Here is a 25,762-nt window from a genome sequence, read left to right as displayed (position 1 = left end):
TTGCCACAACTTTTCCCCTCTCCCTTAGGCGCCGCTGTTCCCCTCAGAAACCAGATCCAAGGCCGAGGCCTGAGGCACGGGCTTGGCATTGGGCTCAGGCGTCATGACGCCTTGAATTTCCAGTCTGAGCGCGTCAAACGAAATGGGCTTGGACACATAGCCATCGACGCCCGACGCCATGTAATGTTCGCGGTCGCCTTTGAGCGCATTCGCCGTCACGGCAATGATGGCTGTGCGGGGTATCTGACGTTCCGTCTCCACATCACGAATGATCTGCGCGGCCTCCAAGCCACCCATTTCTGGCATCTGAATGTCCATCAAAATCAAATCAAACTCACCGCCTCGAAAGGCCTCAACCGCCTCCAAACCGTTGTTGGCAATGGTGACTTCGTAGCCCATGCGGTTGAGCAAAATGGTTTGCAAGGTTTGGTTGATCGGCGTGTCTTCTGCCAGCAAAACGCGCTTGGTGTCCATCTGCCCAGACTCATCGGGCGCACCTGCCGACGTCAGCGCAGGCGTCGCCTCAGTCACGCTGGGCAATTCGTTGGACTGACTCAACACCGCCACCAACTCTTGCGAATCCACCGGCTTGACCAAAAAGCCTTGGATGTCCAAACGATCTAGTTCGTCTTGTCCCAGCTGCTCGCTCAAAGCCCCCAACATGATGATCTGCAACTGCTCCGCCGTTCGCGTCTGGCGCAATTGGGCGGCAAACGCATAGCCATCAATGTCGGGCATGTTCACATCCACCATCACAAACCGCGCTTGGGCCAGTTGCGGGCTGTGCAAAGCCTGGGACGCGCTGTCGCAAGCGACGGCATGCATGCCCGCACACGTCAATCGTTTGGTCAACACCAAACGGCTGCTGGCGTTGTCATCGACCACCAAAACCGTCTGTCCGGCCAAACGCGCAGGCACCTGAGCTTGCGGTGTCTGTGAACTTCTCACACCTTGCAATTGAATGTCGAAGCTGAAGTTGCTGCCCTGCCCCAACTTGCTGGTCACCGAAATATCGCCGCCCATGAGTTGCACCAAATTGCGACTGATGGCCAAGCCCAAGCCTGAGCCACCAAAACGACGTGCCGTGCTCGAATCGGCTTGGGTGAACACGTCAAAAATCAGGGCTTGTTTGTCATCGGGAATACCGATGCCCGTGTCTTTGATCTGAATCGCCAACAAAACGCCCTCGTCGTTCGGTGGGTTTTTCATGCAAGCCACCTTGAGCATGATTTCGCCCTTGGCCGTGAACTTGATGGCGTTGCCCAGCAAATTGGTCAGCACTTGTTGCAAGCGCAAAGGATCGCCCACCACTTGGTCGGGCACATCGGGTGCCAAATCGCACACCAGCTCCAACTCTTTTTCGGTGGCCCGCAACGACAAGGTGCGCGTGGCCTGACGCAGCAAGGCATGCAACGAAAACTCATGCGGGTCTAAATGAAGTTTTTGCGCCTCGATCTTGGAGAAATCCAAAATGTCGTTGATCACTGCCAGCAAGGAGTTAGCCGACAACGACACCATTTCTAAGTAGCTGCGTTGTTCGACCGTCATTTGGGTCTGCAAACACAGCTCGGTCATGCCCAAGATGCCGTTCATGGGCGTGCGAATTTCATGGCTCATGTTGGCCAAGAAATGGCCCTTAGACGTGTTGGCCGCTTGCGCGGCATCGCGGGCCAGCAGCAGCTCGCTTTCGGCATGAATTCGGGCATCCACAAATTCATTAAAAGCCAGCACCACCGTCTTGATTTCTTTGCCCCCCACCTCCGGAATGGGCGCTACCACTTGGCCCGCCTTCATGCGTGTCGCTGTGTCCAGCATGGCGTTGGCGAGTTGTCCCAAAGGCCAAATTAACCGAGAAATAAAGCCCCACATCAAAGGCGCGAGGGTCATCATCAGCAACACGGTGACCAAGGCCATTTTTTGGTACAGATCAGTAATCGGGGCAAACGCTTCAGCGGATGGGATGACCGACGCCATGATCCAGCCCGTGGTTTCAAGCTGTTTGAAAGTGAACAGCCCCTTCAGCCCGCGCGCCGTCACACCCTCTTGCGTCCCCTCAAAACCAGCTAACGCGTTTTCAAGCGGTCGGTTGGCGCTGGCTGGGGGAATGACCTTCAAAATCAAACTCGGATCAGGATGCGAAATGCGAACACGGTCTTTCGTCACCAAGTAGAAATACCCGTTTTGGCCATTTTTCTGATTGGCAATAGCGCCCAGCAGATTGGCTTTGAACAGATTCAACACCCCGCCCATGATGCCCACCAGCTGGTTGTTTTGGTCAAAGATGGGGGCGGCCACAACCACAATCGGTTGTTTGGTCGCTTTGCCCAGAATAGGGCTTGAGATCACGGCTTCGCGGGTATCAATCACACCCTTGATGTAATCGCGCGACGACATATCCAACGTGCGACGTCCCGGCTTCATGGGCCAATCGACCTGCAACACGCCGTTGGCGTCAAAGATATACAGGTCGTCAAACACCGTGAGCAAGGCATGCTCGCGCTGCAAAAAGCCCTCTAACTTCGCCAGATCACCCATGTCTTTCACGGGTGCATTCAACGCGACCGTCGACAGCATGCCCATGCTTTCTTGCAGTTTGTCGTCCAAGTGCGCGGCATATTTGGACAATTGCGCGAACTCATGCTTTTCAATGCGTTGAACAATGTCACTGCGCAGCACGTAGAACTGCAGCCCCAATTGCGCCAGCAAGAGCACAAACCCCATGGCCAGGGCGGTCAGTGACAACTGCAGCTTGATACTCAAATTTTTCATGGGAGGGGCGGTCTACGCGGCAAAGCCCATGCACCGAAAGGTGGCGTATCCAAAACGTCAAAAAGAACGATATGGTAAACCTTTTTACTAAATATATGAATACTTAGATATTCACTTTACTTAGTAATTACGGGAAAGTGATGTAGTACTCAAAAGGGTAAACCCCGAAAAATCTGGCGTTGCAAGCATTTAACATGTTAAATAAATGAGCGCCAATACCCCCTTCATTCACCGCAATTTGCCGCGTCTGTTGCTTCAAGCCCGTGAAGCAGTGATGGCGCACACCCGCCCCAGCCTGCGCGATCAAGGCTTGAGCGACCAGCAATGGCGCGTGCTGCGCGTGTTGGGCGAAGACCACGGCAACGGTGGCACGGGGGTCGAGACCGGCCGCATCGCCCGCGAAGCCTTCATCATCGGCCCCAGCCTGAGTGGGGTGTTGACACGCATGGAGCGCGATGGCTTGATTCAACGTGCGCGCGCTGCCACCGACCAGCGCCGCACCGTGGTGCAAGCCACCGAACTCGGCCTCGCACGCGTCGCCACACTGTCCGCCACCATCGAAGCGCATTACCAGTGGATGGAACAGCACTTGGGCAAAGCCAAGCTGCAAGCCCTTTACGAACTGCTCGACGGCGTGATTGCGCTAGAAGCCCCTGCTGACAGCACCGCCACCGCCCTCACCGAATAACTCACCCGCCCGCCTATGACCACTCACGAACTCCCCATTCACGGCACCGTCTATGGCGTGCTGTTGAATTCAAACGCCGAATGGCAAAGCGCCAGCCCACACATGCACGAGGCGCCCTACAAAGCCCCGCCCGCCGCGCCCGTGCTGTACGTCAAAACCGCCAACACCTGGTCGATCAACGACAGCACCATCCCCGTCCCCGCGGACGTGCCCGAGGTCGAAATCGGGGCCACCTTGGGCGTGGTGATGGGCGCGCCCAATGCCGCAGGCACCCCGCATCTGCGTGGGTTTGTGTTGCTCAACGATGTTTCGGTGCCGCACAGCGTGCAAGGCCAAGGCTTTTACCGCCCCCCCGTCAAATACAAATGTTTAGACGGCTTCTTGGGCGTCGGCCCCGCGCTGGTGCCCGCCAGCGATGTGGCGCACCCCAACGCCTTGCAACTCGAAGTGCGCATCAATGGCGTGCTGCGCCAAACCGTTCACCTCGCCGACATGCGCCGCCTGCTGCCCGACTTGCTGGCCGATGTGAACGACTTCATGACCCTGCAAGCCGGTGACGTGTTGATGCTGGGCCTGGGCATTTGCCAAGACGGCCCCGAGGCTGGCCACCGCCCTCTCGCCCGCGTGGGCGATGTGATCGACATTCAAGCGCAAGGCCTACCCGGTTTGGGTGTCTTACGCCACGCGCTGGTGACCGCCCCCGCTTTGGAGATGCCCGCATGACCCGCCCAGCCGCCAACACACCCACAGCCACGCAAAAACCCACGCGCCACGCCCGCGTGCAGTTTGAAGGCCACACCTTCGACGCCACCGAACACGACGGCCAACTGCTGCTGGCCGATGGCCGCTTGGTCGCCTTTGACCGCGTGCAATGGCTGCCCCCCTTGGCCCCCGTCGCGCGGCCTCGCACCGTCATTGCTTTGGGCCTGAACTACGCCGACCATGCCAAAGAACTGGCCTTCAAAGAGCCGCCCAAAGAGCCTTTGGCGTTTGTCAAAGGCGAAGCGTCATTCATCGGTCATCAACAGCTCACGGTGCGCCCCGCCGACGTGGCCTACATGCACTACGAATGCGAGTTGGCGGTGGTCATCGGTCGCACAGCACGCCGCGTGAACAAAGAAGACGCCTACGACTACGTGCGCGGCTACACCGTGGCCAACGACTACGCCATCCGCGACTATTTAGAGAACTGGTACCGCCCCAACCTCCGCGTGAAAAACCGCGACACCTGCACCCCCATCGGCCCTTGGCTGGTGGACGCCGTTGACGTGCACGCCCAATACGGCGGCCCCATGAACTTGGCGCTGCAAACCACCGTCAACGGCAAAGTCACCCAAAGCGGCAACACCCGCGACATGATTTTTGACGTGCCCACCCTCATCGCCTACTTCAGCCGCTTCATGACCCTGAACCCCGGCGACGTCATCTTGACCGGCACCCCCGACGGCGTGGTGGACTGCCAGCCCGGCGACGTCATCGTCACCGAGATCGAAGGCCTTGGCGCGCTGACCAACACCATCACGCTGGCCCCCCGCTAAGCAGTACGGCCACCCTACACCGACATCCCACAAACACGACCACCTCAGACGGACACACCGCCATGTCACACATTCAACACCTCATCAACGGCCAACACGTCAGCAGCAGCCAGACGTTTGAGACCATCAACCCCGCCACCCAAGAAGTGCTGGCCAACGTGGCCGCGGGCGGCACGGACGAGGTCAACGCAGCCGTGGCTGCGGCCAAAGCAGCGTTTCCAAAATGGGCCAACACCCCTGCGCCCGAACGCGCCAAACTGATGCACAAACTCGGCGACTTGATTGCCCAGCATGTGCCCGAGATCGCGCAAACCGAAACCAACGACTGCGGCCAAACCATCTCGCAAACGGGCAAGCAACTCGTCCCCCGTGCGGCCGACAACTTCCATTACTTCGCCGAAATGTGCACCCGCGTGGACGGCCACACCTACCCCACGCCCACGCACCTGAACTACACGCTGTTTCATCCCGTGGGCGTGTGCGCGCTGATCAGCCCGTGGAACGTGCCGTTCATGACCGCCACGTGGAAAGTGGCCCCCTGCTTGGCCTTTGGCAACACCGCCGTGCTCAAGATGAGCGAGCTGTCGCCCCTCAGCGCCGCCCGTTTGGGCGAGTTGGCGTTGGAAGCCGGCATTCCCGCCGGCGTGCTCAACCTCGTGCACGGCTACGGCCAAGACACGGGCGAGCCGCTGGTGGCACACCCCGATGTGCGCGCCATTTCGTTCACCGGCTCCACGGCCACGGGCAACCGCATTGTCAAAACCGCAGGCTTGAAAAAGTTCAGCATGGAGTTAGGCGGCAAATCGCCCTTCGTAATTTTTGAAGACGCCGATTTGGACCGCGCCTTGGACGCCGCCATCTTCATGATCTTCAGCAACAACGGCGAACGCTGCACCGCGGGCAGCCGCATCTTGGTGCAACAAAGCATCTACGCCGACTTCGTGGCCAAGTTCACCGAACGCGCCAAACGCATCACCGTGGGCGACCCGTTGGACGAAAAAACCATCGTCGGCCCCATGATCTCCAAAGCGCATTTGGCCAAAGTCAAAAGCTACATCGAGCTCGGCCCCAAAGAAGGCGCCACCTTGCTGTGCGGCGGCTTGGACCGCCCCAGCTACGCACCCGAGTTGTCAGCCCGCGTCAAAAACGGCAACTTCGTGTGGCCCACCGTGTTTGCCGATGTGGACAACCGCATGAAGATCGCGCAAGACGAAATCTTCGGCCCCGTCGCCTGCCTGATTCCGTTCAAAGACGAAGCCCACGCCATTGAATTGGCCAACGACATTGCCTACGGTTTGAGCAGCTACGTGTGGACCGAAAACATTGGCAAAGCCCACCGCGTGGCCGCCGCGGTCGAGGCGGGCATGTGCTTTGTGAACAGCCAAAACGTGCGCGACCTGCGCCAGCCCTTCGGCGGCACCAAGGCCAGCGGCACCGGCCGTGAAGGCGGTACGTGGAGCTACGAGGTATTTTGCGAACCCAAGAACGTCGCGGTCAGCTTGGGCGACCACCACATTCCACACTGGGGAGTTTGAACATGGGCCACGTTGCACTCGCCGCCAAAATCACCCACGTTCCGTCGATGTACCTCAGCGAGTTGCCGGGGCCGCGCTTTGGGTCACGCCAAGACGCGATTGACGGCCACCACGAAATCAGCCGTCGCTGCCGCGCACTGGGCGTCGACACTCTGGTGGTGTTTGACACGCATTGGTTGGTGAACGCGAGTTACCACATCAACTGCGCGCCCCACTTCAAAGGCACGTACACCAGCAACGAGCTGCCGCACTTCATCAGCAACCTCGGCTACGAATCACCGGGCAACCCCGCGTTGGGCAAGTTACTGGCCAAAACCTGCAACGACTTTGGCGTAGACACCTTGGCCCACGACGCCACCACGCTCGCGCCCGAATACGGCACGCTGGTGCCGCTGCGATACATGAACGCCGACCAGCACTTCAAAGTGGTGTCGGTGTCGGCCTTGTGCCAAGCGCATTACTTGAACGACAGCGCGCGTTTGGGCTGGGCCATGCGGCAAGCGGTGGAGCAGCATTACGACGGCACGGTGGCGTTTTTGGCCAGCGGCTCTTTGAGCCACCGCTTCGCCCAAAACGGCTTGGCGCCTGAATTTGCCTTCAAGGTGTGGAGCCCGTTTTTAGAACAGCTCGACCGACGCGTTTTAGAAATCTGGGAACGCGGCGACTGGGCCACCTTCTGCGAGATGCTGCCCGAGTACACCAGCAAAGGCCACGGCGAAGGCTTCATGCACGACACGGCCATGCTCCTGGGCGCTTTGGGCTGGAAGGGTTACGACGCGCCCGCCGAAATCATCACGCCGTACTTTGGCGCGTCGGGCACGGGGCAACTCAATGCGGTGTTTCCGGTCACGCCACAAAGCGGCGAACACATTCCGGCGGCGCAAGCCAGCGCGGCCCAAGGTTTTCAAGCGGTGAACCGCCTTTAACAAGGAGACGCACATGCCGCACTTGGTCATTCTCTACACCGGTCAACTCGACCGCGAAACCGACATGGGCCTGCTGTGTCGCCGCTTGGCCGACGCCATGCTCACCATCAAAGACGAGGCGGGCAAGCCCGTATTTCCCACCGGCGGCACACGCGTGCTGGCCTACCCTGCCGCGCACTACGCCGTGGCCGATGGGGGTACAGCGGGACGGGAAGCCGCGCAGTTCAACAGCAACCCACACAGCGGCCCCAACGGGTCGGGCGACTCCAGCGACTACGCCTTTGTGTACCTCAACCTGCGCGTGGGCCGAGGCCGCACAGAAGCCACGCTGCAGCGCGCAGGCCAAACGCTGGCCGACGTTGCCCATGCGCACTTGGCCGACGTGTTTGGCCAACGCCACATCGGCATCACCTTCCAAGTGGACGTGGGCAACGAGGTGTTCGACAACAAGCACAGCAACCTGCACCCGCTGTTCAACAAGTCCTGATTCCTTCTTTGCAAAGGCTTTCCATGTTTGCTGATTCCTTGATCCAACAACTCGCCGCTGAGTTGAACCAGTCCGAAAAATCGGGCGTACAAATTGAGCACTTCTCCAAGCGTTTTCCTGGCATGACCATCGAAGACGGCTACCGCATCAACCGCGCGTGGATGGAGCTGAAGCTGGCCGAAGGCCACCAAGTGATGGGCCACAAAATAGGCCTGACCAGCCGCGCCATGCAGCAGGCCAGTCAGATTGACGAGCCCGACTACGGAACCTTGCTGGAGCACATGCGCTACACCTGCACGCCCGGTCAAGTGCTGAACATTCCGGTGAAAAACTTCATCGCCCCACGCGTGGAAGTGGAGCTGGCCTTTGTGCTCAAACACGAACTGCGCGGCCCCAACGTCACCGTGGCCCAAGTGCTGGCCGCCACCGACTACGTGACGCCCGCGATCGAGATCATCGACTCGCGCATTGAGCAATTCGACCGCCACACGAAAGTGATGCGCAAAGTGTTCGACACCATCAGCGACAACGCGGCCAACGCGGGCATCGTGCTGGGCGGCGCGCATGTCGACCCCAACACCACCGACCTGCCGTGGTGCGGCGCGGTGCTGCGCCAAAACGGCGTGGTGGAAGAAACCGGACTCGCCGCAGGCGTGCAAGGCGACCCCGCCATTGGCGTGGCCTGGCTGGCCAACAAACTCGCGCCCTGGGGTGAACACCTGCAAGCCGGCGAGGTGGTGCTGGCAGGCTCGTTCACGCGTCCCGTGGGTGCCAAAGTCGGCGACCTCTTTGAGGCAGACTACGGCCCCTTGGGCTGCTTGCAATTTCGCTTTGTTTAATCCCTCTTCAACCCTCTTTTATTCAAACGGTCACACCATGCAAACACCTGTCAACGCTTTCAAACAAGCCCTTCACAACAAGCAAGCCCAAATCGGTTTATGGATGGGCTTGGGCAACGCCGTCGCCGCCGAAATTTGCGCCGGCGCTGGCTTTGATTGGCTGGTGCTCGACGGCGAGCACGGCCCCAACGACCTGACCACCTTGCTCTCGCAGCTACAAACCGTGGCTGCCTACCCCGGCGCCAACCCCGTGGTGCGCGTGCCGCACGACCACCCCGCGTTGCTGAAACAAATCTTGGACATTGGCGCGCCCACCGTGTTGGTGCCCATGGTCGACACGGCCGAGCAAGCTGCGGCCATCGTCAAAGCCTGCCGCTATCCGCAAGACGACGGCAAAGGTGGCATCCGCGGCATGGCGGGCACACGCGCCGCACGCTGGGGCCGTTACCCCAACTACGGCAAAGAAGCCAACGCACAGGTGTGCGTGCTGGTGCAAGCCGAAACCCGTGAAGCCCTGAAAAACCTCGACGCCATCGCCGCCACCGAAGGCGTGGACGGCGTGTTCATCGGCCCTGCCGATTTGTCGGCCTCCATGGGCCACATCGGCAACCCCATGCACCCCGAAGTGCAAGCGGCCATTGAAGACGCGATTTCGCGCATCCGCAAAGCGGGCAAAGCCCCCGGCATCTTGATGGGCGACGAAACCTTGGCTCGCCATTACCTCTCGCTCGGCGCTTTGTTTGTCGCCGTGGGCGTGGACGCGGTGATCTTGGCGCGTCAAACCTCGGCGCTGGCCGCCAAGTTCAAAGACAGCTTGCCAACGGCCAACCCCGCCAACGACAAAGGCCGTGTGTACTGATTGCACGGCACACCACGCATTGCATCGCTAGGAGTTCGCCATGACACAACACCGCTTTCACCCTGACGAGTGGGCTGCCCGCGTGCAGCTCGCGGCCTGCTACCGCATCTTTGCCATGCTGGGCTGGACCGAGATGATCTACAACCACATCACGGTGCGCGTGCCGCACAGCGTGAGCGGCGATGACAAGCAGTTTTTGATCAACCCGTTTGGTTTGCATTACAGCGAAGTGACCGCCAGCAACTTGGTGAAGATCAACCTCCAAGGCGAGGTGCTTGACGGCTCCACCCACCGCGTGAACCCTGCGGGCTTTGTGGTGCACGCCACCTTACACGCGGGCCTCGACGGCGCGCACTGCGTGATGCACACCCACACCACCGCGGGTGTGGCGGTGGCCTGCTTGCAAGGCGGCTTGTCGCAGAGCAACTTTTACTCGGCGCAGCTGCACAACATGGTGGCGTACCACGACTTCGAGGGCATCACCATCCACGCCGACGAGGGTCCGCGCGTGCTGCAAAGCATTGGCCGCAAACAAGCCGTGATCTTGCGCAACCACGGCCTGTTGGCGTGGGGCAGCACCGTGCCCGAAACCTTCGCCATTTTGTGGACCCTACAACGGGCCTGCGAAATTCAACTGGCGACCTTGAGCATGGGCGCGCCTATTGCGGTGCCCGAGCCCGTGGCTGCCAAATGCACCCGCGACTCGCTGCAATTCGACAACCAACACGGCGGCGCAGGCGTGGACGTGTTTGACGCGCTCGTGCGTCAAGTCAACCGCATCGACGCGAGCTACCAACAATGACGTTTTCCAAAGTTTGTATTTACGGCGCAGGCGCCATTGGCGGCTGGATCGGTGCCCGACTGGCGCAGCAGCCTGGTGTGAAACTCTCGGTGGTCGCACGCGGCGCGACGCTGGCAGCGTTGCAGCAGCATGGGCTGCGCTTGCACATGGCGACACCCAATGCGGCGGGTGCTGTTGGTGCAGCTGGCAACGCTTCAGCATCGCCAGCAAACACGCTTCCCCTCTGCGTGCCCGTCAAAGCCAGCGCGCAGCCTGCCGATTTGGGCGTGCAAGACCTCGTGGTCATTGCCGTCAAAGCGCCCGCGTTGGCCGAGGTCGCGCAACACATCGCACCGCTGATTGGCCCGCACACCGTGGTGCTGACGGCGATGAACGGCGTGCCGTGGTGGTTCTTGCAAGGCTTTGGTGGCGCCTATGCCAACACGCCCCTCGCCAGCGTGGACCCGCAAGGGCGCATCGCCCAAAACATTCCCGCACAACACATCATCGGCTGTGTGGTGCACGCCAGTTGTTCGCTGCGTGGCCCCGCCGAGGTGCAGCATCACTTTGGCAACGGCCTGATCGTGGGTGAGCCTTCGGGTGAGGTCAGCCCACGCGTGCAAGCGCTGCATGCCCTGCTGCAAAGCGCAGGCTTTGACGCCACGCTGTCGCCGCAGATTCAAAAAGACACTTGGTACAAGCTGTGGGGCAACATGACGGTCAACCCCGTCAGCGCTTTAACCGGCGCCACCACCGACAAGATTTTGAATGACCCGCTGGTACGCGGCTTCATCTCGCAGGTGATGTTGGAGGCCAAGGCGATTGGCGCGGCCATCGGCATTCCCATCGACCAGCAACCGGAAGACCGCCACGCCGTCACCCGCAAGCTGGGCGCGTTCAAAACCTCGATGCTGCAAGACGTGGAAGCCAAGCGTGCTGTTGAGCTGGATGCGTTGGTGGGGGCGGTGCGGGAGTTGGGGCAGATCGTGGGGGTGGCAACGCCTTTTACCGATGCTCTGCTGGGGTTGGCTAGGTTGCAGGCACAGGAGCTGGGGCTTTATCCGGCTGCTTGATTCTTTGCGCTGGCCTTGGCCCCGCGAAGGGGCGCAGCCGGCGCTCGCTGCGATGTTTGAGTGGCTGACTGTTCGTGTGACGGAGTGTTCCGTTTTCTTGCTTGCTTGTTCGCGTGTTGGTGCACTTGCGCTGTTTAACGTGCGTCAATTTTTGACGGCTTGGCGTTCTTGCCAATGCGGCCACAACACGTTCAGCGCCAAGCCGGTCATGACCAAGCCTGCGGCGATGAGTTTCCAGGCGGGCAAGGGTTCGGCGAGCAACAGGGCTGAGGCGCCCATGCCAAAAACGGGCACGAGCAAGGCCATGGGGGTGATGGTGGAGGCGGGGTTACGGGCGAGTAACCAGCCCCAAGCGGCGTAGCCAAAGAGGGTGTTGCCAAAGGACTGCCAAGCCACGGCCAGCCAAGTGCCCCAGGTGGCGCGGGCGAGTCCGGCTTGCATGGCGGGGGCGCCTTCGACCAGCCACGACAAGACGAACAAGGGCAGCACGGCAAAGCCGCTGGACCAGACCACATAGGCCAGCATGTTCACTTGGCCGGCTTGCTTGCCCACCATGTTGCCGATGGACCAACCCAAGGCAGCGAGGAGCACGAGGCCCAAGCCAAGAACGGTGGTGCTGGCGTCGGTGTGCGCGCCAATGACGGCAATGCCTGACACCGCCAACGCCAACGCCACCCACTGAAAACGGCGCAAGCGCTCTTTGGCCACATACATGGCCAAGCCAATGGTGAAAAACACCTGCGTTTGCACCACCAGCGACGCCAAGCCAGGCGCGATGTGCCCATTGATGGCCATGTACAGCGAACCAAACTGCACCAAGCCAATCAGCAAGCCATAGGCGGCCAAATTGCGCCACGGCACATTGGGTTTGGGCAAAAAGAAAGCGGCGGGCACGAAGGCCAACGAAAACCGCAAGGCCGCAAACAGCAGAGGCGGCAAATCGGCCAAGGCATTTTTGATGACTACAAAGTTGCTGCCCCACACCGCCACCACGGCAAGCGCCAGCAGACCGTGACGCAGGGGCAGGTGTTGACTCATGGTCTCAAGCTTTCGACTCGGTTTCAGCAACAAAGCCCACGCGGGCAGACACGGCACACATCAGCTCGTAGCCCACGGTGCCTGCGGCTTGAGCCACCTCGTCGATGGGCAACACGGCGCCGTTGGCAGCGCGGCCCCACAGGGTGACCTCGCTGCCAAAGTCAGCGTCGGGGCACGGGGTCAAGTCGACGGCGATCATGTCCATGCTGACGCGGCCCAAGGTGCGGGTGCGCACGCCGTTCACCAACACAGGCGTACCCGTCGGGCAGTGGCGGGGGTAGCCGTCGGCGTATCCGCAGGCCACCACGCCCAAACGCAGCGCAGATTCCGCTTTGAAAGAAGAGCCGTAACCCACGGTGTCGCCCGCTTGCAGCTGCTGCACTGCGATGATGCGGCTGCTCAAGGTGAGCGTGGGCTGCAAGTCCCAATGCATGATGTCGTGTTCAGGAAAATCGGGCGAGCTGCCGTACAACGCAATGCCGGGGCGCACCCAATCTGCGGCGACGACGGGGTCGGTGGCGTGACGCAGCAATGCCGCGCTGTTGCAGGTGCTGCGCTCGCCAGGTAAATCTTGGGTGGTGCGGGCAAACACAGCCATTTGCTCGGCCAAGCCTTTGGGGCCATCGGCGTCGCTGAAATGGGTGATGAGCGAAATTTCGTCAACTTGGGGCAACAGGTTCAGCCGCGTCCACGCCGATCGGAAGCGCACGGGTGTGAACCCCAAGCGGTTCATACCACTGTTCATTTTGAGAAACACCCGGTGGGGCACTTGGGTCTTGTGACGGCTGAGCATGTCAATTTGCGCGTCGCAATGCACGGTGTGCCACAGGTCGAGACGCGAGCACAGCTCCAAGTCACGGGGCTCAAACACGCCCTCTAGCAAAAGGATGGGGCCGCGCCAGCCCAAGGCCCGCAGGCGCTGTGCCTCGTCAAGGTCAAGCAAGGCAAAGCCATCGGCAGCCCGCAAGCCCTCAAACACCCGCTCAATGCCGTGGCCATAGGCATTGGCTTTGACGACGGCCCACATGCGTGCATCGGGTGCTGCAGCGTGCATGCGCTGCAGGTTGTGACGCAGAGCGTCGGTATGGACATGGGCTTGAATCGGGCGGGGCATGGCCAATATTGTGGCACCCGCGTGATATAACCTTGGCCGTTATCACTAGAAAGAAGTCACGGCAACGCTACTCCGCACATTCATGTGCGCGTCTTGCTCCACTCCCCCCATGAAGCGCGGTTTCTACACCATCATGTCGGCTCAATTTTTCAGTTCGTTGGCCGACAACGCACTGTTTGTCACAGCCGTCGAATTACTCAAATCAGACGGCGCTGCCGAATGGCAACGCGCGGCTCTGGTGCCCATGTTTGCCTTGTTTTACGTGGTTTTGGCCCCGTTTGTTGGCGCCTTCGCCGACTCGCGCCCCAAAGGCGAGGTGATGTTCATGAGCAACTCCATCAAAGTGGTGGGCTGCTTGATGATGCTGTTTGGCGTGCACCCTTTGGCGGCTTATGCCGTGGTGGGCTTGGGTGCTGCGGCGTATTCGCCAGCCAAATACGGCATCTTGACCGAGCTGCTGCCCTCCTCTCAGCTGGTCAAGGCCAACGGTTGGATCGAAGGCTTGACCATTGCCTCCATCATCTTGGGCGTTTTGCTCGGCGGCCAACTGGTGGGTCACAACCTCTCCGCTTGGCTGCTGTCGTTTGACTTGCCTTTTGTGACCACAGGCATCGACTCTTCGGCTGAAGCCGCCATCTGTTTGCTGATCCCCTTGTATGCCTTGGCCGCGTGGTTCAACACCCGCATCCCCAACACCGGCGCTACCTTGACGCCCATGCAAGCCGATCCCGAGAAAAGCATGGCGCACAACCTGTTGGCCTTGGTCCCCGACTTTTGGGATTGCAACAAGCGACTGTGGCAAGACAAATTGGGCCAAATCTCGTTGGCCACGACCACCTTGTTCTGGGGCGTGAGCGGCAACTTGCGCTACATCGTGCTCGCGTGGAGCGCCGCAGCTTTGGGCTACAGCACCACCCAAGCCTCAAGCTTGGTGGGCGTGGTGGCCATTGGCACAGCGGTCGGCGCCGTGGTGGCATCGATGAAGATGAAGCTCGACCACGCCACCCGCTTGATGCCCTTGGGCATCGCCATGGGCGTGTTTGTGGTGGGCATGAACTTCATTGACAACCTGTGGCTGGCCGTGCCTTTCTTGATCGTTTTAGGTGGCTTGGGTGGTTTCTTGGTTGTCCCTATGAACGCGTTGCTGCAACACCGTGGCCACAACCTGATGGGCGCGGGCCGCTCCATCGCCGTGCAAAACCTGAACGAACAGCTGTGTATTTTGGGACTGGGTGGCCTCTACACCTTCTCCACCAGCATCGGCCTGAGCGCATTTGGCGCCATCACCGCCTTTGGCGTGCTGGTGGGCTATGTGATGTGGCTGATCAAACTCTGGCATGCCCACAACCATGTGCACCACCGCGAAGAACTCGCGCGCTTGATGCACATCGCCCGCAACGACGACTTGCACGGCTAAGGTGAACAAGCCTTTGCTACCTGCGTTGGGCTTGGTGCTCAATGCCTTGGTGTGGGGCTTGTCTTGGTGGCCTTTGCGCCAACTTCAGATCGAAGGGTTACACCCTTTGTGGGCCACCGCCGCGGTCTTTGCCGTGGCTTGGATGGGCCTCATGGTGGCCTACCCGCGCGCTTGGCAACACCTCCGAACACACCCCGAACTTTGGTGGCTGATGGCGGCCTCGGGCCTGACCAACGTGGGCTTCAACTGGGCCGTCACCACCGGCGATGTGGTGCGCGTGGTGTTGCTGTTTTATTTGATGCCCACTTGGGCGCTGTTGTTGGCGTGGTGGCTGCTCAAAGAACGCCCCACCCGCGGCGCTTTGGCGCGCATGGGTTTGGCATTGGCGGGCGTGGTGCTCGTGCTCAAAACCCCCGACACGCCGTGGCCCATTCCGCAAGACTTGCCTGACATGTTGGCCCTGCTGGCGGGCATGTGCTTCGCGTTAACCAATATTTTGTTGCTGCGTTTGCAGCACACGCCAGACGCGACACGCATGGTGGCCATGTTTGGCGGCGGGGCCTTGATGGCTGTTGTATGCGCCACATTGGCAACGGTCACGGGCATCGTGCCTGCGTTAACGATGCCCTTGGCGCACGCGCCGCAATGGGCCCCTTGGGTGCTGGGCTTGAGCGTGGCGTTTTTGGTGTCGAACTTCGCCTTGCAATATGGTGCAGCCCGTTTGAGCGCGCACACCACCGCCATGCTGATGATGTCGGAGGTGGTGTTTGCCAGCGTGTCCTCGGTCGCAGCAGGGGCATCGGTGCTGACGTGGCGCTTGGGGCTGGGTGGGGGCATGATTGTGTTGGCTGCGTTGCTGGCATCACAAGTGCACACGGACAAGCCCCCCGCTTGATGAACTTTGACGTGCCAAGCATTCACACGTTGGCACATGCTTTGAAAGACACCCCCCATGACCACGTTGACCGACTTCACCGCCACCCGCATCGACGGCACGCCCTTGGCCTTGGCCGACCTGAAGGGCAAAGTTTTGCTCATCGTCAACACCGCCAGTGCCTGCGGCTTCACGCCGCAATTTGAAGGCTTAGAGGCGCTGCACAAAACCTACGGCCCGCAAGGCTTGGTGGTGATGGGCTTTCCGTGCAACCAATTCGGTGCGCAAGACGCGGGGACAAACGCCGAGATTGGCGCGTTTTGCCAAAAAAACTACGGCGTGAGCTTCACGATGATGGAAAAAGTGAACGTCAATGGCGCAGACGCCCACCCGTTGTTTCAGTGGCTCAAAGCAGAAGCACCGGGGCTGCTGGGCAGTGAAGGCATCAAATGGAACTTCACCAAGTTCTTGGTCGGCAAAGACGGACGCGTGATCAAACGCTATGCGTCGATGGATGCGCCAGCCAAACTGGCGGGGGATATTGAGGCGGCATTGGGAGCTTGAGATTGACGACTTAAAAGCTGCACACAAAGTCGCATTTAATCTCGCAAAAAATCTCTCAAAAATTGAAAAATCCTTTGCGTGACATAGCGTTATGCCAATCTTCAATCTCGCACAATTTTCAGTTCAACGCCGCGTCCAACACCTCCACCCAATGCTTCACCGGCACATCGGTGCCGCTTTGCAAGTGGGTGATGCAGCCGACGTTGGCGCTCAGGATGGCTTTGGGTTGCAGCGCATCTAAGTGGCCCAATTTACGGTCGCGCAAGGTGGTGCTGATCTCAGGGTTCAACACGCTGTAGGTGCCCGCCGACCCGCAACACAAATGCGCTTCGGTGTTGGCCACTTGAATGGCAAAGCCCAATTCGGCCAGGTGCTTTTCAACGCCGCCCTTGAGTTGCTGGCCATGCTGCAAGGTGCAGGGCGGGTGGAAAGCTTGCATGCCCGCGTTGGCCAAGGCTGCAGGATTGAGTTTGGGTTTGAGCACGGGCACCAAGTCGGGCAAGAGCTCGCTCAGGTCTTGGGTGAGTTCGCTGATGCGCTTGGCTTTGGCGGCGTAGGCAGCATCGTCTTTCAGCACATGGCCGTAGTCTTTGACCATCACGCCGCAGCCTGAGGCGTTCATCACGATGGCCTCAACTTCATTAGGACTACCTTGTTCGACAAAAGGCCACCACGCGTCGATGTTGGCGCGCATGTGGGCCATGCCGCCGTCTTGGTCGTTCAAGTGGAATTTCACCGCACCGCAACAACCCGCTTTGGGGGCGACCACGGTTTGAATGCCTGCGGCATTCAACACGCGTGCGGTGGCGGTGTTGATGTTGGGCAACATGGCGGGCTGCACGCAACCAGCCAGCATCAACACTTTGCGGGCGTGCGTTTGCGTCGGCCAGGCGCCAGCAGCTTGCGGCGCAGGCACTTTGGCTTTGAGCTTGGCCGGCAGAACGCCGCGCACGGCTTGGCCCAACTTCATGGCAGGGGCAAACAGCGGCGAGGGCAAGCCTTCTTTCAGGGCCCAACGCAGCACGCGTTCGCCCAAGGGGCGCGGCACTTGCGCATCGACCACTTTGCGGCCGACATCCACCAAGTGGCCGTATTGCACGCCGCTGGGGCAGGTGCTTTCGCAGTTGCGGCAGGTGAGGCAGCGGTCCAAGTGCTGTTGCGTGGCGCGTGTGGGCGTGGCACCTTCAAACACTTGCTTCATCAAATAGATGCGCCCGCGTGGGCCGTCTAACTCGTCGCCCAAGAGTTGGTAGGTGGGACACGTCGCGGTGCAAAAACCGCAGTGCACGCACTTGCGCAAGATGGCTTCGGCTGCTTCACCTTCGGGCGTGCCGACGTATTGGGGGGCCAGGTTGGTTTGCATGTGTGGCTCTGAGGTTTGGTCTGGGTATTAAGCGCGACCGGGGTTGAAGATGCCCGCTGGGTCAAACTGTTTTTTGAGTTCGTTTTGAATGCGTTGTTGCACGGCATTGAGCGGGGTGTAGACGCCCACTTGCTTGTCGACATCGCCCAAAGTTTGTCGGCTCGCAGCGCTGGTGCGGAACAAGGTGGCATGGCCGCCCGCCTTTAGCGCAGCCTCGCGCACGGAATTCACAGCGGATGCCGGTGCCCACAACCACCGCTGCGCGCCGTGCCATTCGATGTATTGCGCGCAGGTTGTGCCGTTCACACGCACGTCGAGCACAGGGGCGGTTTGCGGCACGCTCAAGCGCCACAAGCAATCTTGCTCGGTGGGGGCTTTGAAAAAGTCCAAGGTTTGCTCGCCACTGGCATGCCAGTCGGCGGTGACTTGTGCGCTGTCCATGCGCGTGACGTGCGCGCCCAAGGCTTGCACCTCAGCGCTCATCTTGGTCACCGCCGCGTCGACGGCAGCAACAGCACCGCGCAGGCGCACAAAGAAAAAGTCTTGCGCGGGGTTGGCCGTGGTGTCGTGTACCCACGCGCTGGCATTCAAGGGCAGGGGCTGACCGCCCCATTGGTTGATCAGCTTCAAGGCTTGCGCTTGGCTCACACCTGCGCACACCAAAGTGGCTTCGCCGGGCGCCACAGGCAACACCTTCAAAGACACTTCGGTGATGAGGCCCAGCTGGCCCCAACTGCCCGCGAGCAAACGCGACACGTCGTAGCCCGCCACGTTTTTCATCACCTGACCGCCGAAGGTGAGGTGCTCGCCTTTGCCGTTGATCACGCGGGCGCCCAGCACAAAATCGCGCACCGTGCCCACACTGGCACGGGCGGGGCCGCTCAAACCCGCGGCAACCATGCCGCCAATCGTCGCGCCAGCACCAAAATGCGGTGGCTCAAAGGCAAAGCTCTGACCTTTTTCTGCCAAGGCGGCTTCCACCGCAGCCAAGGGCGTGCCGCAGCGCACGGTGATCACCAGCTCACTCGGCTCGTAACTCAAGATGCCGCTGTAGGCCGTGGTGTCCAACACCTCGCCTTGCAGGCTTTGGCCTAAAAAGTCTTTGGTGCCACCGCCGCGCAAGCGCAAAGGCTGGCCGGTTTGGGAGGCTTGAAGAATGCGATCGGTGAAATCTTGGAGGGTGTGTTGCAGGGTGTCTTGCATGGGGTTCATGGTAGCCGCTGCCTTGAGGTCCTCATTTGAATTTTTTGAACAACCCCGTCAAAAATCGCTGCGCGTGCGACACCTGCCGCCGACGCACAGACGAAAAAAAGCCCGCCGTGAGGCGGGCTAAAAGTCCAAGGAAAACTTGAAATAAACCTTGATTTTTAACGGTGGTAGGCGGTTTCGCCGTGTGAGCTGATGTCCAAGCCTTCGCGCTCTTCTTCTTCCGTCACACGCAGACCGATCACCAGATCAACCAACTTGTAAGCGATGAAGGAGACCACTGCCGACCACACGATGGTGGTGGCGATCGCTTGGAACTGGATCCAAACTTGGCCAGAAATCGAGTACTCAGGGTTCACAGCGTTGGCCACGTAGTCATACACGCCAGTGCCGCCCAACGATGGCGCAGCAAACACGCCGGTCAACAAAGCACCCAAGATACCGCCCACGCCGTGGACACCGAAGACGTCCAAGGAATCGTCAGCACCCAACATGCGCTTGAGACCATTCACGCCCCACAAGCAGATGAAGCCTGCCAACAAACCGATCACGATGGCACCCATGGGGCCGACGAATCCGCACGCTGGGGTGATGGCCACCAAACCAGCAACCGCACCGGACGCAGCGCCCAACATCGAGGCCTTGCCTTTGGAGAGGCCTTCGCCAGCAATCCAGCTCAAGGTCGCGGCAGCGGTCGCCACCAAGGTGTTCATGAAGGCCAGTGCCGTCACGCCGTTGGCTTCGAGGTTAGAGCCAGCGTTGAAGCCGAACCAACCCACCCACAGCAAGGCAGCGCCCACCATGGTCAATGTCAAGCTGTGAGGGGCCATCGATTCTTTGCCGTAGCCTGTGCGTTTGCCGATCACGTAAGCGCCGACCAAACCTGCCACAGCAGCGTTGATGTGCACCACAGTACCGCCTGCGAAGTCGAGCGCACCTTTGGCCCACAACCAGCCAGCAGCGGCCGTCACAGCGTCAAGGGAAGCAGCGTCGGTGATCGCATCTGGGCCGTCCCAGTACCAAACCATGTGCGCGACTGGCATGTAGCTGAAGGTGAACCACAGAGCGCAGAACAACAACACAGCCGAGAAGCGAGCGCGTTCAGCGAAAGCACCCACGATCAAGGTGCAAGTGATGGCCGCGAACGTGGCTTGGAAGGCCGCAAAGGTCAACTCAGGAATCACAACGCCTTTGCTGAACGTGGCAGCAATGGAGTCAGGCGTGATGCCTTTGAAGAACAGCTTGTCCATGCCACCAATGAATGGTGAGCCGCCCGTGAAGGTGAAGGAGTAGCCGTAGATGACCCACAAGACGTAAATCAGCGCGGTGACCACGAAGACTTGCATCAAGACAGAGAGCATGTTCTTGCTGCGGACCAAACCGCCGTAGAACAAGGCCAGACCAGGGATGGTCATCAAGATCACCAAGATGGTGGAGATGGTCATCCAAGCGGTGTCGCCCTTGTTAGGGACGGCGACCGGTGCGGCAGCAGCGGGGGCTTCAGCAGCGGCTGCGGGGGCAGCCACTTTGGCTTCGGCGACGGGCGCCGCAGGGGCAGCGGTCTGCGCCATGACGGCCGCGCCGCCAAACAGCAGACCCAAGCCTAGGGCAAGGGAAGCGAGCAGTTTTTTCATGATGGATCTTCTTTCGAAAGGACGATGGGGCGCTGCGATCAGAGGGCTTCCGGACCGGTTTCACCGGTGCGGATGCGAACCACTTGTTCGAGGTCGTAAACAAAAATCTTGCCGTCGCCGATCTTGCCGGTGCGGGCTGCGCCCTCAATGGCTTCGATGGCACGGTCCACATGCTCGGCGTCAACCGCAGCTTCGATCTTGACCTTAGGCAAGAAGTCAACCACGTACTCAGCACCGCGATACAACTCGGTGTGACCTTTTTGACGACCAAAGCCTTTGACTTCGGTCACGGTGATGCCCTGCACCCCAATTTGCGACAAGGCCTCGCGGACCTCGTCCAACTTGAAGGGTTTGATGATGGCGGTGATGAGTTTCATGGTTGCTCCAATAAAAGACGTTGCGCTTGGGGCTTAGAAGCTGTACTTCACGCCGACGACAACGATGCTCTTGCCACCGTTGTAGCCATTAACGGCGTTGGTGTAAGCCGATTTGACGTTGGTGCTGATGGCGGAAACGCTGGCAGACAAACCATCACCCAAATCTTTCGCAGCGGTCAAAGATACGTCTGTGTAGCTATAGATGGTGTTGTTTTTGACGGCTTGACGACCGGCATGTGGTGTGAGTGTGTAACCGTTGCCCAAGTCAAATGTGGCGCTTGCTTCCAAATAGCTGCTGCCTTTGGAGTTGATATTGCCGAACAAGTCGCTCAAGCTGTATGAATACTTCACAGTAGCAGGACCTGCCGTCACAGCAGCGTAAGCCTCATTGGTGTTGGCATTGGTAAAACCAGACACATTTTTGAGTTTGTTGCCCACGTATTCGTAACGCAAGAAACCCACGTCATAAGCCAAACCAGCGGCTTCAAATTTGTAACCGCCATAGAGGTCCAGCTCGGTCGAACCGTCTGTTGCGCCTGCGTCTTTGATCCACTTGATGGTCGAACCCCACGCACCTGCATAGAAACCATTGCTGTGTGCGTAATCGACACCGCCTTGCAAAGCTGGCTCACCGCGTGATTGGCCAATGGCACGGTAACGGTACTCAGAAGCCACACCCACGTTGTAGCCCAGTGTCGACTCAGGTGCAGCAGGTGCGGTTTGAGCGAAAGCTGCCGAAGAAGTGGCCAACAGGGCCAAGAGCAATTTGGACTTGAGTTTCATAGTGTTCTCCATTGAAAAATTAAAAAGGGATACACCTACTTAGCAGGGTCCGTGCCAGCGCAGAAGTCCACAAAAGTGGCCCCAACACCTGCCCTAAGACCCAAAGTGATGCAGTAGCCTGAACGGCGCCTCATTTTGATGCACTCAACTGGTGCGCGAATACCTCTAAATCGCCCCGCAATGGGGATAAATCATCAGAAAGCGAAGTTTTATGGCCCTCGCCTTGATTCACAGCCGCGCACTTTTGGGTTTACAGGCTCCTGCCGTGACCGTTGAGGTGCATTTGGCAAACGGTTTGCCCAGTTTCACCTTGGTCGGGTTGGCAGATACCGAGGTGAAAGAAGCACGTGAACGGGTGCGCTGCGCCATTCAAAACGCGGGTTTGGACTTTCCAAGCAACAAACGCATCACGGTCAACCTCGCCCCTGCCGATCTGCCCAAAGATTCGGGGCGGTTTGACTTGCCCATTGCCTTGGGCATCTTGGCCGCGCACGGTCAACTCGACGAAGCCGCGTTGGCCTTGCACGAGTTTGCGGGGGAGCTGTCGTTGTCGGGCGAGTTACGCCCAGTGCGCGGGGCTTTGGCCATGGGGCTGGCACTGCACAGCGCGGGTTTGCGAACACGTTTGGTCTTGCCGCCGGGCAGCGCCGAAGAAGCCGCATTGGTGCCCACGGCCGAGGTGTACCGCGCCCAGCATTTGAGCGATGTGGTGGCGCACTTTGCCAAGCCGGGGCTGACCACCGCCACACCACCGCTCAGCGATGCCAGCGGTTGGTGCCGCATTGCCTCGCCTGTTCACCAGAACACAGCGCATGTGCATGGCCTTGATTTGTCTGAGGTGAAGGGCCAAGCAGCCCCCCGACGTGCTTTAGAAATTGCAGCGGCGGGTGGCCACTCTCTGTTGTTGGTAGGACCACCCGGCACCGGCAAATCCATGCTGGCCCAACGCTTTGCCGCCCTGCTGCCGCCCATGACGCTGGACGAGGCACTGGAGAGTGCCGCCATCGCCAGCTTGGCAGGGCGCTTCGAGCTGAACCAATGGCAGCAACGGCCGACGCGGAGTCCGCATCACACCGCGACATCTGTCGCGTTAGTGGGCGGGGGCACGCCCCCGCGCCCGGGTGAGATCTCATTGGCGCACCACGGCGTGCTGTTTTTGGACGAACTGGCTGAAGTGAACCGCAGCGCGCTAGAAGCCTTGCGCGAACCGCTAGAGAACGGGCACATCACCATTTCACGGGCGGCACGGCAAGCGCGTTTTCCGGCCAAGTTTCAGAAGATTAGTTAGTTAGCATGAACCTATATTTTGTTCCCTTTGGTGCTTGCACATAGTACTTATTCATCATTTATTGGTTTACATCACAATTTATTAATGTTTCAATAACAGTTCGAAACCGTCAATGTAACAATTTACTATCAATAAATATACAATTTATTTAAATATATTACTCATATAAGTTTCAAATTTGACTTTTCTTAATTTGTACACTACAATATAGGTATAAAAATTAGCATTTAATGTGCTCATAACGGACCACTGGTTTATTCCAGCTTGGTCCTTTTTTACGCCTATTGAAACCTGAAGATTTATGTATATCCAATTTAACGACAGAACAGTTGCAAACCTTGAGCAACTTAAAACAATTACAGGCATGGGGGTCATGCACTTGCTAAACATCGCGGTGCAAGAACTACTAACTAACCAACTCAAGAACAGGGAGAAAGAATTTGCCCAAACAGAAAGAATCACTAACCTACATTAGTAACTCCAATAATTACTTAAAGTGTCCATATTGTAATGCTAATTTTGTAGGTAATAACTACAAACAAATCTACTGCTCTAGAGAACACAAGGATAAGCAGCAAGCATCTGATAGGAAAATTCTACGTAGAAGAAAAACTAAAAGCAGAAAAGATAGATTAACCAAGAAATTTAACCAGCTAAAGAAATCGTCTTACGGATTGTATCTATTTAACCAAATTAGACGTTCTGGCACAGTTGAAATTCTTAGAGGGTTTACGTCTGAAATGCTGCACGAACTAAATCGAATTAAACGCAAAGCTACCAGATACAGTGCCGTTAAAGAAGGTACACCCCAAGAGGACTACCATTTAAGTCACGTATTTTCAGCAAAAGGTAATGAGACTTCAATTGGTACGATTCATCCTGAAAATCTAGTAATTACACCTGCAAAATGGAATCTGAAACATAAGTCTATTGCAACTGAAGGTACAGGCAGGCACATACTTAAAAGCAGCTTATCTCCTAAATGGACTGTAAAGACTAACGATAGCCCAGCTGAAATACTTGGTAAAGCTAGAGCCTACTTAGGTGATGAATTCAATAAATTCCTTAGTGCTGTCCAGCTAACAAATCAAAGAGAACAATTGCTTAAGAAGCTAACAGGGCTCACGAGCATACCTGCTACAGCCACCTTAAGTATGATTAAAGAAATTGCCGTACATCATGGTATTTCGACATTTAATAAAACATCAAGTGCAGCAACTGTGACTGAAGTCTTAAAGCATGAAATAGAACGCTTAAATAAAACGGACCATTGGACTTATTGGCTTATCAATCAACTGCATTATGAATGCTACTTTGGAATTAAGATATACGCGCTAAAAGAATTAGATACACCTAGCGGCTACGAAGACTTCATAGTTGAGCAAGCATTAAACTGGCTCCACGACTGCAAAGTTGACATTGTCTTCGAAGGTAAACCAGCGCCTGATTACTATGCTGTTCCTATTGAATGTAAAGAAAAGATTACTCTTTTAGAAAATGAACTAACACCGCTAGATTCATTCTGTATGTCAATGCATCGATATCAAAGCAGCGCTAATTTAAAGTGCCAAGAATTTGCTTCGTTCTAAAGCTATGGCTAACAAGCTGTAACTTTCTTGCCAACGGCTATCAAATGGCTATTGACCATCTTTTTATCTAGCTATAAAATCACCCTATCTTTATAGCTCACTTAAAAAATGTCTAAACACTTCGCCTACTTCAGAGTCAGTACCAATTCCCAAACTATTGAAGCTCAACGCCAAGCCATTGGCAGCAACTTTGATGCGGAGTTCATTGATTCAGGAATAAGCGGCAGTGTTATGGCTAAGGATAGAAAAGGGTTATCAGAGCTGATGCTCGTTGCCAGAGCTGGAGACTTAGTCAGTTGTTATGCAATCGACCGCCTTGGTCGTGACTCAATCGACGTTCAGCTAACCGTCAAGCAACTGCTAGAAAAGGGGGTAGAACTGGATATCCACGGTATCGGCAGGATTCATGGCGATATCGGGAAAATGATAGTTGCCCTGTTAGCTCAAGTAGCAGAAATGGAAAGAAGCAAAATTAGAGAACGCACAGCCGCAGGTCGTGCAGTCGCTAAAGCTAGCTTCGAAGCTACTGGTAAGACCCATAAAGGCAAAATACGATTAGGTCGTCCTGAAGCCGCCAATCAAGTACAGGTTAAAGCATGGCGAGAGTTGAACAGCGCCAGCATTAGCCAAACGGCTAGACAATTCAAAATCAGCGAAGCTACTGTTAAGAACTACTGTCGAGCCTAATTGCCGCTACTGACGTACGTTTAGCAGCTTATCGGGCGTGTCCTAGATTTTGTGTAAACGGTCTAATGGCAGGAAACTGCCTTCATCTTCAAAGGAAGAGAAATGACCGTAAGCAACGAACTGATAGACCGCCTGTTGGCGGATTACAAAAAGCCTGAAGACCTCATCGGAGAAAACGGGCTTCTCAAACAATTGACCAAACGCTTGGTCGAGCGAGCCCTTGAAGCCGAGATGGCTGAGCACCTTGGGCACGGCAAGAACGAACCCGTTGCCAATCCCAAGGGCAACACCCGAAACGGCAAGAGCCGCAAAACGCTCAAGGGCGAGTTTGGC

The 25,762-nt window shown here is 57.9% G+C and carries 24 protein-coding genes and 1 pseudogene; 17 read left to right on the top strand and 8 right to left on the bottom strand.

Translation table 11 applies throughout. The features are described from left to right. Nucleotides 1–24: 24 nt before the first annotated feature. On the bottom strand, nt 25–2,769 hold the full coding sequence (locus C5F52_RS27880) for a response regulator (protein ID WP_104801640.1): 2,745 nt from the start codon (nt 2,767–2,769) through the stop codon (nt 25–27). Between the two features lie 205 nt (nt 2,770–2,974). Between C5F52_RS27880 and hpaR the strand changes: the two genes are divergently transcribed. The 10 genes from hpaR to C5F52_RS27830 all read left to right on the top strand — a co-directional run bounded on the left by hpaR (nt 2,975) and on the right by C5F52_RS27830 (nt 11,495). Next, the gene (hpaR, locus tag C5F52_RS27875) at nt 2,975–3,457 is read left to right on the top strand and encodes a homoprotocatechuate degradation operon regulator HpaR (RefSeq protein WP_104801639.1); all 483 of its coding nucleotides are present in this window, start codon (nt 2,975–2,977) and stop codon (nt 3,455–3,457) included. A gap of 15 nt (nt 3,458–3,472) precedes the next feature. Next, nucleotides 3,473–4,180: a fumarylacetoacetate hydrolase family protein gene (locus C5F52_RS27870; RefSeq protein ID WP_104801638.1), complete on the top strand. Its 708-nt coding sequence runs from the start codon at nt 3,473–3,475 to the stop codon at nt 4,178–4,180. Continuing rightward, nucleotides 4,177–4,995: a fumarylacetoacetate hydrolase family protein gene (locus C5F52_RS27865; RefSeq protein ID WP_104801637.1), complete on the top strand. Its 819-nt coding sequence runs from the start codon at nt 4,177–4,179 to the stop codon at nt 4,993–4,995. The genes C5F52_RS27870 and C5F52_RS27865 overlap by 4 nt, the downstream gene beginning before the upstream one ends. Before the next feature lie 62 nt (nt 4,996–5,057). After that, nucleotides 5,058–6,530, top strand: coding sequence for a 5-carboxymethyl-2-hydroxymuconate semialdehyde dehydrogenase (gene hpaE / locus C5F52_RS27860; RefSeq protein WP_104801636.1), 1,473 nt, complete (start codon nt 5,058–5,060; stop codon nt 6,528–6,530). 2 nt (nt 6,531–6,532) lie between these two features. Continuing rightward, nucleotides 6,533–7,456, top strand: coding sequence for a 3,4-dihydroxyphenylacetate 2,3-dioxygenase (gene hpaD / locus C5F52_RS27855; protein WP_104801635.1), 924 nt, complete (start codon nt 6,533–6,535; stop codon nt 7,454–7,456). Nucleotides 7,457–7,469: 13 nt separating this feature from the next. Next, entirely contained in the window at nt 7,470–7,943 is a 474-nt protein-coding gene (locus C5F52_RS27850; protein ID WP_104801634.1) for a 5-carboxymethyl-2-hydroxymuconate Delta-isomerase, read from the top strand. Nucleotides 7,944–7,966: 23 nt separating this feature from the next. Next, nucleotides 7,967–8,782: a 2-oxo-hept-4-ene-1,7-dioate hydratase gene (gene hpaH / locus C5F52_RS27845; RefSeq protein WP_104801633.1), complete on the top strand. Its 816-nt coding sequence runs from the start codon at nt 7,967–7,969 to the stop codon at nt 8,780–8,782. Nucleotides 8,783–8,819: 37 nt separating this feature from the next. Next, nucleotides 8,820–9,641 (top strand): aldolase/citrate lyase family protein, encoded by an 822-nt coding sequence (locus tag C5F52_RS27840; protein ID WP_104801632.1) that lies wholly within the window; start codon nt 8,820–8,822, stop codon nt 9,639–9,641. Between the two features lie 40 nt (nt 9,642–9,681). After that, nucleotides 9,682–10,443, top strand: a complete 762-nt coding sequence (locus tag C5F52_RS27835) for a class II aldolase/adducin family protein (RefSeq protein ID WP_104801631.1) — start codon at nt 9,682–9,684, stop codon at nt 10,441–10,443. Then, the gene (locus C5F52_RS27830; RefSeq protein ID WP_104801630.1) at nt 10,440–11,495 is read left to right on the top strand and encodes a 2-dehydropantoate 2-reductase; all 1,056 of its coding nucleotides are present in this window, start codon (nt 10,440–10,442) and stop codon (nt 11,493–11,495) included. Before C5F52_RS27835 ends, C5F52_RS27830 begins: the two co-directional genes overlap by 4 nt. 144 nt (nt 11,496–11,639) lie before the next feature. Here C5F52_RS27830 and C5F52_RS27825 read toward each other — a convergent pair whose 3' ends face one another. Together C5F52_RS27825 and alr are read right to left on the bottom strand one after the other, a co-directional pair. Beyond that, nucleotides 11,640–12,521: an EamA family transporter gene (locus C5F52_RS27825; protein WP_369954630.1), complete on the bottom strand. Its 882-nt coding sequence runs from the start codon at nt 12,519–12,521 to the stop codon at nt 11,640–11,642. A gap of 16 nt (nt 12,522–12,537) precedes the next feature. Beyond that, nucleotides 12,538–13,647, bottom strand: coding sequence for an alanine racemase (gene alr, locus C5F52_RS27820; RefSeq protein ID WP_104801628.1), 1,110 nt, complete (start codon nt 13,645–13,647; stop codon nt 12,538–12,540). A 109-nt stretch (nt 13,648–13,756) separates the two neighbouring features. Between alr and lplT the strand changes: the two genes are divergently transcribed. The 3 genes from lplT to C5F52_RS27805 are packed head-to-tail and all read left to right on the top strand — an operon-like array spanning nt 13,757 to nt 16,502. Then, entirely contained in the window at nt 13,757–15,064 is a 1,308-nt protein-coding gene (gene lplT, locus C5F52_RS27815; RefSeq protein WP_104801627.1) for a lysophospholipid transporter LplT, read from the top strand. Nucleotide 15,065: 1 nt separating this feature from the next. Further along, entirely contained in the window at nt 15,066–15,959 is an 894-nt protein-coding gene (locus tag C5F52_RS27810) for a DMT family transporter (protein ID WP_104801626.1), read from the top strand. A 57-nt stretch (nt 15,960–16,016) separates the two neighbouring features. After that, the gene (locus C5F52_RS27805; RefSeq protein ID WP_104801625.1) at nt 16,017–16,502 is read left to right on the top strand and encodes a glutathione peroxidase; all 486 of its coding nucleotides are present in this window, start codon (nt 16,017–16,019) and stop codon (nt 16,500–16,502) included. Between the two features lie 118 nt (nt 16,503–16,620). Here the strand turns inward: C5F52_RS27805 and glcF are convergent, their stop codons facing one another. The 5 genes from glcF to C5F52_RS27780 all read right to left on the bottom strand — a co-directional run bounded on the left by glcF (nt 16,621) and on the right by C5F52_RS27780 (nt 21,865). Beyond that, nucleotides 16,621–17,865: a glycolate oxidase subunit GlcF gene (glcF, locus tag C5F52_RS27800; RefSeq protein ID WP_104801624.1), complete on the bottom strand. Its 1,245-nt coding sequence runs from the start codon at nt 17,863–17,865 to the stop codon at nt 16,621–16,623. 27 nt (nt 17,866–17,892) lie between these two features. Then, nucleotides 17,893–19,077 (bottom strand): glycolate oxidase subunit GlcE, encoded by a 1,185-nt coding sequence (gene glcE, locus C5F52_RS27795; RefSeq protein ID WP_236658036.1) that lies wholly within the window; start codon nt 19,075–19,077, stop codon nt 17,893–17,895. Between the two features lie 155 nt (nt 19,078–19,232). Then, complete coding sequence (locus tag C5F52_RS27790) at nt 19,233–20,705, bottom strand: ammonium transporter (protein ID WP_104801623.1); 1,473 nt, start codon at nt 20,703–20,705, stop codon at nt 19,233–19,235. A gap of 38 nt (nt 20,706–20,743) precedes the next feature. Beyond that, nucleotides 20,744–21,082, bottom strand: coding sequence for a P-II family nitrogen regulator (locus C5F52_RS27785; RefSeq protein WP_100133666.1), 339 nt, complete (start codon nt 21,080–21,082; stop codon nt 20,744–20,746). 33 nt (nt 21,083–21,115) lie between these two features. Next, the gene (locus C5F52_RS27780) at nt 21,116–21,865 is read right to left on the bottom strand and encodes a TorF family putative porin (RefSeq protein WP_236658035.1); all 750 of its coding nucleotides are present in this window, start codon (nt 21,863–21,865) and stop codon (nt 21,116–21,118) included. Between the two features lie 211 nt (nt 21,866–22,076). Between C5F52_RS27780 and C5F52_RS27775 the strand changes: the two are divergent. The 4 genes and pseudogenes from C5F52_RS27775 to C5F52_RS27760 form a co-directional block, all read left to right on the top strand. Next, nucleotides 22,077–23,150 (top strand): annotated as a pseudogene (locus C5F52_RS27775) (YifB family Mg chelatase-like AAA ATPase); the annotation flags it as partial. Nucleotides 23,151–23,593: 443 nt separating this feature from the next. Further along, a complete protein-coding gene (locus C5F52_RS29805; protein ID WP_146100182.1) occupies nt 23,594–24,742 on the top strand; it encodes a hypothetical protein in 1,149 nt (382 codons plus the stop codon). Between the two features lie 108 nt (nt 24,743–24,850). After that, nucleotides 24,851–25,429: a recombinase family protein gene (locus C5F52_RS27765; RefSeq protein ID WP_104801619.1), complete on the top strand. Its 579-nt coding sequence runs from the start codon at nt 24,851–24,853 to the stop codon at nt 25,427–25,429. A 102-nt stretch (nt 25,430–25,531) separates the two neighbouring features. Continuing rightward, nucleotides 25,532–25,762, top strand: a 231-nt coding sequence (locus C5F52_RS27760; protein WP_146100181.1) for a transposase, incomplete at its 3' end; no start/stop codon positions are given.

Source organism: Limnohabitans sp. TS-CS-82 (genome assembly GCF_002943475.1).
The sequence above is the reverse complement of the archived record's forward strand: the minus strand, read 5'-3'. Positions and strand labels throughout refer to the sequence as shown.

Bases quoted from the DNA above. Each gene is read 5' to 3' on its own strand.
- C5F52_RS27880 (WP_104801640.1), bottom strand. From the start codon at position 2,769: ATGAAAAATTTGAGTATCAAGCTGCAGTTGTCACTGACCGCCCTGGCC.
- hpaR (WP_104801639.1), top strand. From the start codon at position 2,975: ATGAGCGCCAATACCCCCTTCATTCACCGCAATTTGCCGCGTCTGTTG.
- C5F52_RS27870 (WP_104801638.1), top strand. From the start codon at position 3,473: ATGACCACTCACGAACTCCCCATTCACGGCACCGTCTATGGCGTGCTG.
- C5F52_RS27865 (WP_104801637.1), top strand. From the start codon at position 4,177: ATGACCCGCCCAGCCGCCAACACACCCACAGCCACGCAAAAACCCACG.
- hpaE (WP_104801636.1), top strand. From the start codon at position 5,058: ATGTCACACATTCAACACCTCATCAACGGCCAACACGTCAGCAGCAGC.
- hpaD (WP_104801635.1), top strand. From the start codon at position 6,533: ATGGGCCACGTTGCACTCGCCGCCAAAATCACCCACGTTCCGTCGATG.
- C5F52_RS27850 (WP_104801634.1), top strand. From the start codon at position 7,470: ATGCCGCACTTGGTCATTCTCTACACCGGTCAACTCGACCGCGAAACC.
- hpaH (WP_104801633.1), top strand. From the start codon at position 7,967: ATGTTTGCTGATTCCTTGATCCAACAACTCGCCGCTGAGTTGAACCAG.
- C5F52_RS27840 (WP_104801632.1), top strand. From the start codon at position 8,820: ATGCAAACACCTGTCAACGCTTTCAAACAAGCCCTTCACAACAAGCAA.
- C5F52_RS27835 (WP_104801631.1), top strand. From the start codon at position 9,682: ATGACACAACACCGCTTTCACCCTGACGAGTGGGCTGCCCGCGTGCAG.
- C5F52_RS27830 (WP_104801630.1), top strand. From the start codon at position 10,440: ATGACGTTTTCCAAAGTTTGTATTTACGGCGCAGGCGCCATTGGCGGC.
- alr (WP_104801628.1), bottom strand. From the start codon at position 13,647: ATGCCCCGCCCGATTCAAGCCCATGTCCATACCGACGCTCTGCGTCAC.
- lplT (WP_104801627.1), top strand. From the start codon at position 13,757: ATGAAGCGCGGTTTCTACACCATCATGTCGGCTCAATTTTTCAGTTCG.
- C5F52_RS27805 (WP_104801625.1), top strand. From the start codon at position 16,017: ATGACCACGTTGACCGACTTCACCGCCACCCGCATCGACGGCACGCCC.
- glcF (WP_104801624.1), bottom strand. From the start codon at position 17,865: ATGCAAACCAACCTGGCCCCCCAATACGTCGGCACGCCCGAAGGTGAA.
- glcE (WP_236658036.1), bottom strand. From the start codon at position 19,077: ATGAACCCCATGCAAGACACCCTGCAACACACCCTCCAAGATTTCACC.
- C5F52_RS27790 (WP_104801623.1), bottom strand. From the start codon at position 20,705: ATGAAAAAACTGCTCGCTTCCCTTGCCCTAGGCTTGGGTCTGCTGTTT.
- C5F52_RS27785 (WP_100133666.1), bottom strand. From the start codon at position 21,082: ATGAAACTCATCACCGCCATCATCAAACCCTTCAAGTTGGACGAGGTC.
- C5F52_RS27780 (WP_236658035.1), bottom strand. From the start codon at position 21,865: ATGAAACTCAAGTCCAAATTGCTCTTGGCCCTGTTGGCCACTTCTTCG.
- C5F52_RS27765 (WP_104801619.1), top strand. From the start codon at position 24,851: ATGTCTAAACACTTCGCCTACTTCAGAGTCAGTACCAATTCCCAAACT.